At 71.4% G+C, this 12335-nt stretch carries 8 protein-coding genes and 1 pseudogene; 2 read left to right on the forward strand and 7 right to left on the reverse strand.

Annotated features, from left to right (window positions below; all coding sequences use genetic code 11):
• Window positions 1-199 precede the first annotated feature (199 nt).
• The gene (locus KV381_RS01770; protein WP_030082427.1) at window positions 200-1048 is read left to right on the forward strand and encodes a M12 family metallo-peptidase; all 849 of its coding nucleotides are present in this window, start codon (window positions 200-202) and stop codon (window positions 1046-1048) included.
• A gap of 42 nt (window positions 1049-1090) precedes the next feature.
• On the opposite strand, the gene KV381_RS01775 is transcribed toward KV381_RS01770, so the two are convergent.
• Window positions 1091-1681: a TetR-like C-terminal domain-containing protein gene (locus tag KV381_RS01775; RefSeq protein ID WP_030630263.1), complete on the reverse strand. Its 591-nt coding sequence runs from the start codon at window positions 1679-1681 to the stop codon at window positions 1091-1093.
• Between the two features lie 106 nt (window positions 1682-1787).
• Here KV381_RS01775 and KV381_RS01780 point away from each other — a divergent pair, with 106 nt between their 5' ends.
• Window positions 1788-2798 carry a zinc-binding dehydrogenase gene (locus tag KV381_RS01780; protein ID WP_030630260.1) on the forward strand — a complete coding sequence of 337 codons (1011 nt, stop codon included), beginning with the start codon at window positions 1788-1790 and terminating at the stop codon, window positions 2796-2798.
• On the opposite strand, the gene KV381_RS01785 is transcribed toward KV381_RS01780, so the two are convergent.
• The 6 genes and pseudogenes from KV381_RS01785 to KV381_RS01810 all read right to left on the reverse strand — a co-directional run.
• Complete coding sequence (locus KV381_RS01785) at window positions 2776-3723, reverse strand: YihY/virulence factor BrkB family protein (protein ID WP_030082421.1); 948 nt, start codon at window positions 3721-3723, stop codon at window positions 2776-2778. The two genes, KV381_RS01780 and KV381_RS01785, sit on opposite strands and share 23 nt — an antisense overlap.
• A 147-nt stretch (window positions 3724-3870) precedes the next feature.
• A complete protein-coding gene (locus KV381_RS01790; RefSeq protein WP_030082419.1) occupies window positions 3871-4188 on the reverse strand; it encodes a hypothetical protein in 318 nt (105 codons plus the stop codon).
• Between the two features lie 46 nt (window positions 4189-4234).
• On the reverse strand, window positions 4235-5242 hold the full coding sequence (locus tag KV381_RS01795; RefSeq protein WP_030082417.1) for a LacI family DNA-binding transcriptional regulator: 1008 nt from the start codon (window positions 5240-5242) through the stop codon (window positions 4235-4237).
• 135 nt (window positions 5243-5377) lie between these two features.
• Window positions 5378-9667, reverse strand: coding sequence for a discoidin domain-containing protein (locus KV381_RS01800; RefSeq protein WP_218784319.1), 4290 nt, complete (start codon window positions 9665-9667; stop codon window positions 5378-5380).
• 250 nt (window positions 9668-9917) lie between these two features.
• Complete coding sequence (locus KV381_RS01805) at window positions 9918-11108, reverse strand: S8 family peptidase (protein ID WP_218784320.1); 1191 nt, start codon at window positions 11106-11108, stop codon at window positions 9918-9920.
• Between the two features lie 99 nt (window positions 11109-11207).
• Window positions 11208-12335, reverse strand: a pseudogene (locus tag KV381_RS01810) (type III polyketide synthase); the annotation flags it as partial.

Consider the following 12335-nt stretch of genomic DNA (forward strand, 5'->3'; position numbering starts at 1 on the left):
TGCCGTTCCGTTCGTGCGAGTTCGTACACGTGTACCTGCCCACCTCTTCGCCCCCACACCCCTCTGGCCAGGGAACAAACAGCCGTCGACCGGTTTCGGCCACGACGGGCGACCCACGTCACCGAATGTTAGAAATGAGGCACCCTCAGTCATCGGGCAGCGCCCTGGGCCGGCCCCCTCCGGACGGAGTCAACTCCCCATGCGCGCGACCTTCTTGAAGGCAGCACTGGCCGTCGGCGTCGGCGCGTCGCTCTGCGCGGCCTCGGCGGACACGCCGGCCACGGCCGGGGTCACGGCACGCGCGGCGGCAGGAGCGGCGAGGGCGGCGCAGTGTCCGGTGGTCGATGTGCTGGCCCTCTACACACCGAAGGCCGCGAAGCGGGTGGGCGGCGAGCACCGGGTGCCCGCCTCGGCCCAGCGGATCGCGACGCGGATGAACCGGTCCCTGGCGGCGGGCGGGCTCTGCGGCATCATCCGCGTCGTCCACCCGTACACGGCGACCGGCTACGAGGGCTCGGAGGAGTTCCGTACCGCGCACGCCACCCTCAAGGACCACACGGCGGGGTTCGGACGACAGGTGCACGAGCAGCGCGCGCGGTACGGCGCCGACCTGGTCACGCTCGTCGTGGACCGGCCGCAGCGGGGCGGCGGCACGGCGGACTACCCACCGGCGCTCGACGCCTCGACGGACGAGTTCGCCTACGCGGTCGTCGACGTGGACGGGATCGATCTGGATTCGGCGAGCCACGAGATCGGCCACAATCTGGGCCTCGCCCACGACCGTACGACGCTGGCGGGCAACGCGGACGGCTCGATGAGCGTGAGCCGGAACCGCCCGTACAACACCGGCTGGATCACCGAGGACGGCAAGCGCTACACGATCATGGCGTACCGCTCCGCGTGCGGGGACCGCTGCCGGCGGATCAGCCGGTTCTCCAGTGCGACGCAGACCTGGAAGGGCCACCGGCTGGGCGACGCGGACAACGACGGGGTACGGGTGCTGCGCGAGACGATGCCGATCGTCGCCGGATACCGCGGCAAGGCCTGATCCGGCCGCGGCGCTTCACCCGGCGCGTCACTCGTCGGCCCGTCACCCGGTACGGGGGCGCGCGCCGTCCAGCGTCAGGTCCACGATCCGGCGCGCGAGCCCCCGGTCCAGCGGCGCCCCGGTCAGCAGGACCCGCGCGAACAGCGGCCCGGCCAGGGTCTCCGCCACCAGCCGGGGGTCGGTGTCCGGGGCCAGCTCGCCGCGCTCGACCCCGCGCCGCACGATGTCCTCGCCGCGCTCCAGCCGGGCGTCCCAGTACGGCAGCCGTTCCGACTCGACGGGCTCCGCGTCGGGCGAGGCGCCGAGGTGGAGCAGGGCCGCGCCCTGCGGCGAGGCGAGGTAGTCCGAGACCGCCGACATCAGCTGGATCAGGTCCTGGCGCACGTCACCCGTGTCGGGCGCGGGCAGCGCGTCGTCGGCGTGCGAGCCGAGGGCGTCGAGCAGCAGGTTCTCGCGGGTCTTCCACCGCCGGTACACGGAGGTCTCGTGCACCCCCGCCGCCCGGGCGACCGCCGCGACCGTGGTGCCGGTGAGCCCTTCCGACGTGAGCAGGTCGACGGTCGCCGCCAGTACGGCCTGCCGCATGCGTTCGCCCCGGCGGCGCAGCGGCGCGGGGCTCTTCTCGGTGGTCACCCGCGAACCGTATCGCAGGTCTACTTGCTTTACGGGCAGGCCGGGCTTACGTTTCAAAGCAAGGCGACTTGCGATAGGCCGCCGATCCGAACCGTAAGGACCCGTCATGGAACGCATGCGCGCCGCGCGTCTCCACCTCCCCAGCCGCACCCTCACCGTGGAGGAGGTGGACAGGCCGGTGCCCGGCCCCGGCGAGGTGCTGGTGAAGGTCGGGGCGGCGGGGGTGTGCCTCTCCGATGTGCATCTCATCGACGGCACCCTGAGCCCGATGTATCCGGAAGGGGACACGGTCACCCTGGGCCATGAGGTGGCCGGGACCGTGGCGGAGACCGGGCCCGGCGTCGAGGGCTGGACGGTCGGCGACCGCGTGGTCCTCCAGGCCGGTGAGGAGCGCCGGGGCCGGACGTACACCCGGGGCGTCGACTACGACGGCGGCTGGGCCGAGTACGCCCTCGCCACCGCGACCACGCTCGTCGCCCTGCCCGACTCGCTGCCCTTCGAGCAGGCGGCGATCATCCCGGACGCGGTCTCGACTCCGTGGGCGGCGGTGACCGCCACCGGTGACGTACGGGCGGCGGAGGCCGTGGGCGTCTGGGGCGTGGGCGGTCTCGGCGCGCACGCCGTGCAGCTGCTGCGGGCGGTGGGCGCCCACCCGGTCGTCGCGGTGGACCCCGCCCCGGCGGCCCGGAAGCGGGCCCTGGAGTTCGGGGCCGATCTGGCCCTGGACCCGGCCGATCCCCGGTTCCGCGAGAAGGTGCTCGGGGCGACGGGCGGCGCGGGCCTGGCGGCGGCGTTCGACTTCGCCGGAGTGCCTCCGGTCCGCGAGCAGGCACTGACCGCGCTGGCGCCGAAGGGACGGCTGGTGCTGGTGGGGCTGACCGACCAGCCGCTGACCGTGGACAACGGCACGCTGTTCAGCTACCTCCAGCACCGGATTCTGGGCCACTACGGCTCGGAGAGCCACCATGTGCCACAGCTCGTCCGGCTCGCCGAGGGCGGCCGGCTGGACTTCTCCCGGTCGATCACCGATGTGCTGCCGCTGGAGGACGTGGCGGCGGCGGTACGGCGGACGGAGACCAAGGAGGGCGACCCGGTCAGGATCGTTCTGCGGCCTTGACGGGCTTGTCCGCGGCGGTGCCGGGTTCCTCGTCCGGCTCCGCCTCGCGCCGCTCCAGCTCGACGTTGAACTGGGCGCCGGCCAGCAGCGAAAGGTTGGCGAACCAGACCCAGATGAGGAAGACGACGAGCCCGGCGAGCGACCCGTACAGCCTGCTGTAGCTGCCGATCCGGGTCGCGTACAGCGCGAATCCCGCCGAGGAGGCCAGCCACAGGAAGGCGGCCAGGACCCCGCCGGGCAGGCCCCTGCGGATGCCGCGCGCGGGGCGCGGGCCGGTGCGGAAGAGCACCAGGATCAGACAGGCGACGAGGCAGAGCAGCACCGGCCACTTCAGGACCGCCCACAGGGTCTCGCCCCCGTGCGGCAGGCCGATGCGGCGGCCGAGCCAGCGGGCCAGCGGGCCGGTCAGGACCAGTGCGAGGGCGCTGGTCATCAGCAGGACGAGCAGACCGATCGCCGAGACGACGATGATGTGGGCCTTGCGCAGCGCCGGGCGGGTGTCCCGCACCTGGTGCATGGCGTGCATCGCCCGCCGGAACACCGCCAGGTAGCTGCACGCGGACCACACCGCGCTCACGCTGCCGGTCGCCACGAGCACCCAGACGGCGGTGCGCTGCTCGGTCGCCGCCTCCAGCGGACGGCGCAGCGCCTCGCCGGACTCGGCCGGGGCGAAGGCGGTGATGTCGGCGATCAGGGCGCTGGTCGCGTCCGGGTTGGCCAGCCCGATCACGGACACGGTGACCAGCAGCGCCGGCAGCAGGGCGAGGATGGCGTAGTACGTCAGGGCGGCGGCCCAGTCGGTGACGTCGTCGTTCCACAGCGAAACCGGGGTGCGGCGCAGGGCGGTGGGCCAGCGGCCGGACGGTGCGGCGCGTCCGGCGGTGGGGGCGGCGCTTTCCGCGGCGGACGCGGTCTGGGTGGGCAAGCTGGTACTCCGGGGACGTGGGCGGACGCGGTGGGCGGCGTGACCGGTCCGTTCCCGGACCCGCCGACCCCGCTCGATCCTCTCCTGCCACGTCTCGGCCGAAGCACACCCCCTCCCCGGCCCGGGGGCCTCCCGCGCTCCGGAGGGTCAGTCGTTGACGGCCGTGAGGAGGACCACGGCGTCCTGGAGCGCCAGCAGCCCGTGCCGTTCCTGCGGGATCGGGTGCAGGGTTCCGGCGGGCAGTTCGGCGTCGCCGGACGCGGCGGTGAGGCGGACGCTGCCGCGCAGCACGAGGAGCGAGGCGGCGGGCGGCGCGTTGTGCTCGTCGAGCGCCGTGCCCTCGGTGAGAGCGATCACCGTCTGCCGCAGAGGCGGCTGCTGGAGCAGCAGGTGGGCACTGCGGCCGTGCGCGGAGGCGCGGGCCGCGGTCAGGTGTTCCTCGGCGAGTGCGTTGAGGTCGTCCATGTGCCCACTGTGCCGCAGCCGTGGCGGCGCCGCGATCCGCGCCGTTTCAGCGGGGCGCCTTCGCGGTGGAGCCCCGGACCACCAGCTCCGGCTCGAACAGCAGCTCGTCGGGCGGGACCGAACCGCCCTGGATGCCCGCGCAGAGCAGTTCGACGGCGGCCCGGCCCATGGCTTCGATGGGCTGGCGGATCGTGGTGAGCGGGGGTTCGGTGCAGTTCATGAACGCCGAGTCGTCGTAGCCGACGACCGAGATGTCGGACGGCACTCCGAGACCGCGCCTGCGGGCCGCCCGTACGGCGCCGAGCGCCAGGGGGTCGCTGGCGCAGATGATGCCGGTGACGCCCCGCTCCAGCAGCCGGGAGGCCGCCGCCTGGCCGCCCTCCAGGGAGAACATCGAGCGCTCGACATGCGCCTCGGCCAGCTCCCCGCCGGTGGCCTCGGCGACGGACCGGGCCGCGGCGAGCTTGCGGCGGGAGGGGACATGGTCGGAGGGGCCCATGACCACGCCGATGCGCTCGTGGCCGAGGGAGGCGAGGTGGCGCCAGGCGCGCTCGATCGCGACCGCGTCGTCGCAGGAGACGCAGGGGAAGTCCAGTCCTTCTATGGGGGCGTTGATCAGGACGACCGGGATACGGCGCTCGGCGAGCCGGTGGTAGTGCTCGTGGGCCTCGTCGGCCTGGGCGAACAGACCGCCGGCGAAGACCACCCCGGAGACCTGCTGCTGGAGCAGGAGGTCCACATAGTCCGCTTCCGAGACGCCCCCCTTGGTCTGGGTGCACAGCACGGGGGTGAGGCCCTGCTGGGCGAGGGCGCCGCCGATCACCTCGGCGAAGGCGGGAAAGATCGGGTTCTGCAGTTCGGGCAGGACGAGACCGACGAGCCGGGCACGCTCGCCCCGCAGCTGGGTGGGCCGCTCGTAGCCGAGGACGTCCAGGGCCGTCAGCACGGACTGCCGGGTGGTCCGGGACACCCCGGGCTTGCCGTTGAGCACCCGGCTCACCGTGGCCTCGCTGACCCCAACCTTCTTGGCAACCTGAGCAAGTCGTCGCGTCATGCCGCAAGGTTAGCGCAAGCTGCGCAAACACTTGACTTATCGATGCAAGGATTGCACGCATAGGGGGCACTTCCCGGCCATCGGGAAGCACCCCCTTGCGATCACTCGTGCGCGGTCACGTGGGCACCCTCCGGGCTACGGGTTGATGTCGATCGTGAAGCCGGGTGTGGTGTTCTTGATGTCCTGCGCGTTGCCGCTGAGCTTCAGACCGTTGAAGGTGACCTCGCCGACGGCGGGACCCTGTCCGGCCTCCGGCATCTCGTTGGCCCACAGCCCGAAGCCGGACTTGGCGTCGAAGGCGTCACCGCTCTTGCGTGCTCCGGAGATGGAGACGTCGGTGAGCACGGTGTCCTTGATCGGGAACTGCGGCTGTCCTCCGACGTAGTTCGTCTGGAACATGATCCCGCTGTAGGTGGGATCGACGATGTCGACGTTGTTGATGCGAATGCCCTGGAACACCTTGGACGCCGAGAACAGCCAGATGCCGGGGAAGGTCTGCGTGCCCCAGAAGTGACCGCCCGCGCGCACGATCGAGACGTTCTCGATCGTCGTCGGTTCGGTCCCGAAGCCGTTCATCGGGTAGCCGAAGTCCAGCGAGCTGACGGTGATCCCGGAGTACACCAGGGTGTCGGCGATATGGATGTTGCGGAAGGTGTTGTCGTAGCCGCCGTAGACGGCGACACCGGCCGCGCGCCAGGTGAGGATCGAGGTGAGGTTCTCGTAGACGTTGTTCTTCATGTCCGCTCCCCCGGCGTCGATCGCCGAGAAGAGCGCGAAGCTGTCGTCACCGGTGGCCCGCGCCTCGTTGTTGGTCACGAGGTTGTCGGTGGACCCGTTGGTCATGTTGACGCCGTCGGCGAACATGTTGCGGATCCGGGAGTTCTTGATGGTGATGTCGTCGGTGTTGGCGCCCCAGTAGAGGCACACCATGTGCTCGTTCCAGATGTTGTCGATCACGATGTCCGAGACGTTGGAGAAGTCGAACACCTTGCCCGGCCCGTCGATCCGGGACGTGTAGTTGCCGAAGTACGCGAAGTTCGCGAACGACGACCCCTTGGCACTGGCCTCGGCCCGGAAGCCGATGTCGGTGTTGTCCTGGGTGGCCGGGGCGTTGAAGCGGGTGTACCAGGGCCCGGCGCCGACCACCTGGACGGCCTTGCCGTACACCTGGAACTTGCTCGCCGTGCTGTACTCCCCCGCCGGGAGGTAGACGCCCACCAGTGTGCCGGTGGTGTCCATGCGGACCTTGTCCAGGGCGTTCTGGACGTCCTGGTGGGTGAAGCCGGCCGGCACGGTGTACGTCGCCGGGTCCGGGTTGGCGACCGGGGCGACCTGCTCCAGGTTGATGAAGTCGATCGCGTACGTGGAGGTGTTGGCGCTGTCCTTCTGGAGCCGGATCTTCGATCCCGCCGGGACGGTCTTGCCCAGCATCACGTTCGCCTCGTCGTAGATGTGACGGGGCGCCCCGGAGCCCGGGGAGTTGCCGGGAGCGGTCTCGTTCCCGTACAGCCAGGCGTACTTGGAGGTGAGGTCGATCGCCTTGAGGAAGACGCCGTCCACGTAGACGTTCAGCGTGGAGTCGATGCCGTCGCCGCCCGGGGCGTCCGGGATGGAGAACCGGGTCACCAGGGTGTTGGTCGAGGCCCTGGTGGTGAACTCCACGTAGTTTCCGGTGTTGTTGAGCGTGACGGCCTTGCGGCCCGAGGCCTCGCCCGCGATGTCGCCGACGGTCCGGTTCGGGCCGACGACCTGGGCGCCGCCGCCGGTCGTGCCGTCCTCCGCCTCGTACATGTCGTACGGCATGTTGGCGCCGCGTCCGACGAAGAGCGCCTGGGTGGAGGTGTTGTTCTCGCGCTTGACCGGCAGTTCGTTGGCGTCGTCCGCGATCACGGTCCGTACGGTGTACGAGCCGTTGGCCGCGGTCCAGGTGCCCAGCGGGACCGGCGCGGTGGTGGCGCCCGCCGCGATGGCCCCGTCGTGGGCGCCGGTGAGGGTCTTCACCGTGGCGCCCTTGCTGTCGACGAGGGTCAGCGTGATGCCGTGGCTGCCGCCCGCCGAGGCCACCGTGCCCTGGTTCTTGAGCGCGACGGAGAAGGTGACCGTGTCGCCCTCGGAGGCGGCCGAGGGCGAGGTGGTGACCGCGGCGGCGACCAGGTCGGAGCTGGAGACCGGCTTCACGACCAGCGGTGAGGCGCTGGTGTAGCTGTTGTTGGTCTCGTTCTGCTCGATGACCTCGTCCGCCGGGTCGGCGACCGCGCTCAGTTCGTAACTGCCCGCGTTCCGGGCTCCGATGGAGGCGCTGACCTCGGTGGAGGCGCCCGACGCGAGTGCTCCTACGGCGGCCGTGGCGACCTTGGTGGAGCCGAGGCGGAGCTCGACCTCGCTCGCCGGGGCGGCGAGCGCTCCGGCGTTGCGGACGGTCGCGGTCAGGGTGATCTCGTCCGTCTCCACCGGTGCGGCGGGTTCGGCGGTGATGCCGGTGACCTGGAGGTCCGGGTTGGCCGCCGGAGCGCCCAGCACCTGGAACTCCGCCACCTGGCCGGCTCCGGAGCCGCTGTTGGCGGTGAACTTCAGCTGGACGTCGGCGACGCGTGCGGAGACCGGGATGGTCACCGTGTTGCCGGAGGCGGGGCTGAAGTCGTAGTCCTTGGCGGCGGACAGGGAGGTGAAGGACGAGGCGTTCTGTTCGCGGCCGAGGACCTCGATCCGCTGGGTGCGCGGACCCCAGCTGCTGTCGGGGTTGAGCTTGACGACGATGTTCTCGGTGTCGGCGTTGGAGCCGAGCTTCACGGTGAGGGTGTTCGGGTAGCTGCCGCCCGCGCCCTCCCAGTAGGTGGAGGTGCTGTTGTCGTTGGCGTTCTCCGCGACGAAGGTGTGGACCACGGAGGAGGCGGTGATCGGCTTGTTCACGGCGAGGTTGGACGCGGAGCCGCTCTGCCCGTTGCGGGTGACGGTGTTGCTGTCGCCGGAGACGTTGCCCGCCGCGTCCTTGGCCCGTACGACGTAGCTGACCGTGGTGGACGCCGACTGGGTGTCGGTGTACGTCAGCACATCGCCCGCGACGCTGCCGCGCAGCAGGTTGTTGGCGTAGACGTCGTAGCCGGTCACGCCCTTGTTGTCGGTGGACGCCTGCCAGGTCAGCCTGACCGAGCCGCTGGACGGTTCGGTGTACGCCAGTGCGGAGGGGGCGGTGGGCGCCTGGGTGTCGCCGGTGCCGCCGCCGCGGGTGACGGTGTTGCTGTTGCCCGAGACGTTGCCCGCCGCGTCCTTGGCGCGGACGAAGTAGCTGACGTCCTGCCCGGCCGGGCGGGTGTCGGTGTACGTGGTGACGTCGCCCGCGACGCTGGTGAGGAGGGTGCCGTCGGCGTAGATGTCGTAGCCGGTGACGGCCTTGTCGTCCGTCGACGCCTTCCAGGTCAGCCGGATCTGCCCGGTGGCGGGCTCGGTGAACGCGAGGTTCGTCGGCGCGGTCGGGGCCTCGGTGTCGCCGGTGGTGGGCCCGTAGATCTCCAGTTCGGCCAACTGGGCCGCTTGCGCCCCGGTGTTGGCGCTGACCAGGACGCGGACATAGCGCGTCGTCGTGGCGTCGAAGCTGATCGTCGCCGACTGTCCGCCCGCCGCGTCGAAGCGGTAGGCCTTGGCAGCGGTGAGGTCGGTGAAGTCCGTGCCGTTGGCGCTGCCCTGGAGCTTCAGGGTCTGGCTGCGGGCCGCCCAGCCGTCGGGCAGCCGCAGGACCACCCGGTCCACGCGGAGCGATGCGCCCAGGTCCGCCTGGATCCACTGCGGCAGCTGGTCGTCGCGGCTCGCCCAGTAGCTGTCGCGGTTGCCGTCGTTGGCGTTGGCCGGGGTCCGCGCGCCGTTGCTGCTGCTGGCGGTGAGGGTCTTGCCGGCGGCGAGGTCGGCCGAGGACTCGCCGGCGCCCCGGACCTCCAGTTCGGAGAGCTGGGCGGCCTGCCAGCCGGTGTTGGCGGTGATGTTGACGCGGACGAACCGGGTCAGGGTGGCCGGGAACGCGATGGTGACCTCGTTCGCGGCGCCCGGGGCGAAGGTGTACGTCGCGGAGTTCTTCAGGGTCGCGAAGCTGGTGCCGTCGGCGCTGCCCTGGAGGGACAGCGTCTGGATGCGGGTCTCCCAGCCCGCCGGAAGGGTCAGCTTCACCTCGTCGACGCGGGTGCCGGCGCCCAGGTCGGCCTGGACCCACTGGGGCAGTCCGCCCCCGGCGCTCTCCCAGTACGTGGACCGGTTTCCGTCGGTGATGTTGGACGCGCCGTACTCCGCGTGCGCGCTGCTCGCGGCCGCGGCCCGGCCCGCGGCGAGGTTGGGACCGTCGGCCGCCGAGGCGGTGAGCGACGGCCAGCCGATCATCAGAAGACTGGTCGTGACCAAGGCGGATATCGCCCGCCATCTCCAGCGTTGGGCTCTCATGGCTCCCCGATCTTCGGCCTCGGCGCAGGGCGCGTCGAGGGCGCGGCTCTGTGACCGCAGCCAGGGAACATGAATTTCTGCGTATGCTGCGGCCTGTTTTGCGTTGTGCCGTCAGAGAGTTGCAGAGAAATGAGAGACCGTCCACCGTTTCGGCAACAGCCGAACGGCCGGGCCGGGGAGCGGATTCCGCCGCGCGGTCACCGCTCCCCGGCCCCGTGGCGGGGATCCGGGCAGGCCTTCCGACGGATCGTCAGAGGCCACCGGTGTACAGCAGCCGGTCGGGCGAGCCCTGGCCGAGGCCGGAGAGCACGTCGGGGGTGGCCGTGTCGGTGAGCCACCGGGCGACGGCGGCGGGCGAGGCCGAGGGGTTCTCCTGCTTGTAGAGCGCGGCGACGCCCGCGACGTGCGGGCTGGCCATCGAGGTGCCGTTCAGCGCGACGGTGCCGCCGCCGAGGCGGGCGGAGACGATGTCGGCTCCGGGGGCGTACAGCTCCAGGCAGGAGCCCCAGTTGCTGAACGAGGTCTCCCGGTCCTGCCGGTCGCTCGCGCCGACCGTGACCACGCCGTCCGCGGCCGCCGGGGACACGTCGCAGGCGTCCCGGTCGTCGTTGCCGGCGGCCACGACGGGCAGCACGCCCGCGTCGGCGACGGACTCGACCGCCGCGTCGACGGCAGAGGAGCGGGCGCCGCCGAGCGAGGCGTTCAGCACGGCCGGGGCCGTGCCACGCGCGGCGTCCTTGGCGACCCAGTCGAACCCGGCGAGGATGCCGGCCCAGGTGCCGCGGCCCTCGCAGTTCAGGACGCGTACGTTGACCAGCGAGACGTCCTGGGCCACGCCGGAGGTCGCGCCGCCGACCGTGCCCGCGACATGCGTGCCGTGGCCGTTGCAGTCCATGCCGCCGCGGCCGTCCCCGATGGCGTCGAACCCGTTCACGACCCGGCCGCCGAATTCGCTGTGCGCGGCGTCGATTCCGGTGTCGACGACGTACGCCTTGACGCCCTTGCCGGTGGCCGTGGTGGTGAAGGTGTCGTCCAGCGGCAGGGCACGCTGGTCGATGCGGTCGGTGCCCCAGCCGGCCGCGGGGGCCCGGAAGAGGCCTCCCGCCCTGGGCGCCTCCACCGCCACCTCGGCGTTCTCCTCGACGGCGAGGACGCCGGGGACGGTCCGTACGGCTTCGAGCTCGGTGGCGGTGAGCGTGGCGGCGAAGCCGTGCAGGACGCTTCCATACGTGAACAACGGGCTGAGCCCGAACTCCCGCAGGACGGTCTCCGGCGAGAGTTCGGGCTCCAGGGTGACGATGTACTGCCCGGGTACGGCCCGGGTGGACTGCTCCACCAGGACCCCTTCCGGTCCGGTGTCGGCCGAGGCCGTAGTCGGTACGGCGATCAGCGGAGCGACCAGCAGCAGAGCGGCCGTGGCCCAGCGGGCGGGCAGGCGCATGCATTCTCCTCGGGGTGGGGATCTGTTCACGGAGCGAGTGCATCCGCGAAGTGCGAACACCCGTTCCTTCGTCCCCGCCCGCCGGTCGCCTTAGCGGGTTCAGCCGGACAGCGCAACGCCCGCGGTCAGTTCCAGCTCGTCGAGGTCGTGGTCGACACCGGCCCGGAGGTCGTCGTTCGCCCAACTGCCGACGGCCACCTCGGCGGTGATGCCGGGTCCGAAACCGGCGATGAGCCCCTGCGCGGACTCGGCGGCGCCGCCGTCGTCGAAGAGCCGCGCCAGCGCGTCGAAGACGACGGAGCTGGCGATGTTGCCGCGTTCGGTGAGCGTGGCCCGGCTGTAGCGGAACATCTCCGGCGGCAGCTTCAGGAAGTGGCAGAGGTCGTCCAGGATGCGCGGCCCGCCCGCGTGGACGATGAAGAAGTCCATGTCCGGGACGGACCAGCCGTGCAGGTCGACCAGGTCCTGGAGCACCGGGGCGAGCATCTCCATGGTGCCCGGGACCCGCTTGTCCAGCAGGAAGTGGAACCCGGTGTCGCGGACCGCGTAGGAGATCCAGTCCTCGGTGTCGGGCACCAGGTGGGAGCCGTTGCGCTCCAGCCGCATGCCGGTGCCGCCCTGCCCCCGTACGACGGCGGCGGAGAGGGCGTCCCCGAAGAGCCCGTTGGAGAGCAGCGAGCCCACGGCGATGTCGGTGGGCTGGTAGCAGAGCGAGCAGAACTCGCAGGAGACGATGAGGACGTTGGCCTCGGGATAGGCCACGCAGAAGTCGTGCGCGCGGTTGATGGCCGCGCCGCCCGCGGCGCAGCCGAGCTGGGCGATGGGCAGTTGGCGGGTCTCGGCCCTGAAGCCCATGGTGTTGATGAGCCATGCGGTCAGCGAGGGCATCATGAAGCCCGTGCAGGAGACGTAGACGATCAGGTCGATCTCGGACGGGTCGGTCTCGGCGTTGGCGAGGGCCGCCCGGACGACTTCGGGGACCCGCCTCTTGGCCTCGGCCTCGTACACCCGGTTGCGGCGTTCGAATCCGGGGTGCTTCAGGGTCTCCTCGATGGGCTGCACGAGGTGCCGGGTCTGGACGCCGGTGTTCTGGATGAGCCGCAGGACGAGGTCGCGCTGCGGGTGCCCGTCGTGGGTCTCGCGGGCCAGGTCCAGGGTCTGCTGCATCGTGATGATGTGCTCGGGCACAGCGATGGCGGGTCTGCACAGGGTCGCCATGGGTTCTCC

Source organism: Streptomyces sp. WY228, assembly GCF_019287315.1.
In the GTDB taxonomy this organism is placed as follows: Bacteria; Actinomycetota; Actinomycetes; order Streptomycetales; family Streptomycetaceae; genus Streptomyces; species Streptomyces caviscabies.

What these genes read in the sequence shown, in the direction of transcription:
- KV381_RS01770 (WP_030082427.1), top strand. Translation starts at nt 200, where the DNA reads ATGCGCGCGACCTTCTTGAAGGCAGCACTGGCCGTCGGCGTCGGCGCG.
- KV381_RS01780 (WP_030630260.1), top strand. Translation starts at nt 1,788, where the DNA reads ATGGAACGCATGCGCGCCGCGCGTCTCCACCTCCCCAGCCGCACCCTC.
- KV381_RS01790 (WP_030082419.1), bottom strand. Translation starts at nt 4,188, where the DNA reads ATGGACGACCTCAACGCACTCGCCGAGGAACACCTGACCGCGGCCCGC.
- KV381_RS01795 (WP_030082417.1), bottom strand. Translation starts at nt 5,242, where the DNA reads ATGACGCGACGACTTGCTCAGGTTGCCAAGAAGGTTGGGGTCAGCGAG.
- KV381_RS01800 (WP_218784319.1), bottom strand. Translation starts at nt 9,667, where the DNA reads ATGAGAGCCCAACGCTGGAGATGGCGGGCGATATCCGCCTTGGTCACG.
- KV381_RS01805 (WP_218784320.1), bottom strand. Translation starts at nt 11,108, where the DNA reads ATGCGCCTGCCCGCCCGCTGGGCCACGGCCGCTCTGCTGCTGGTCGCT.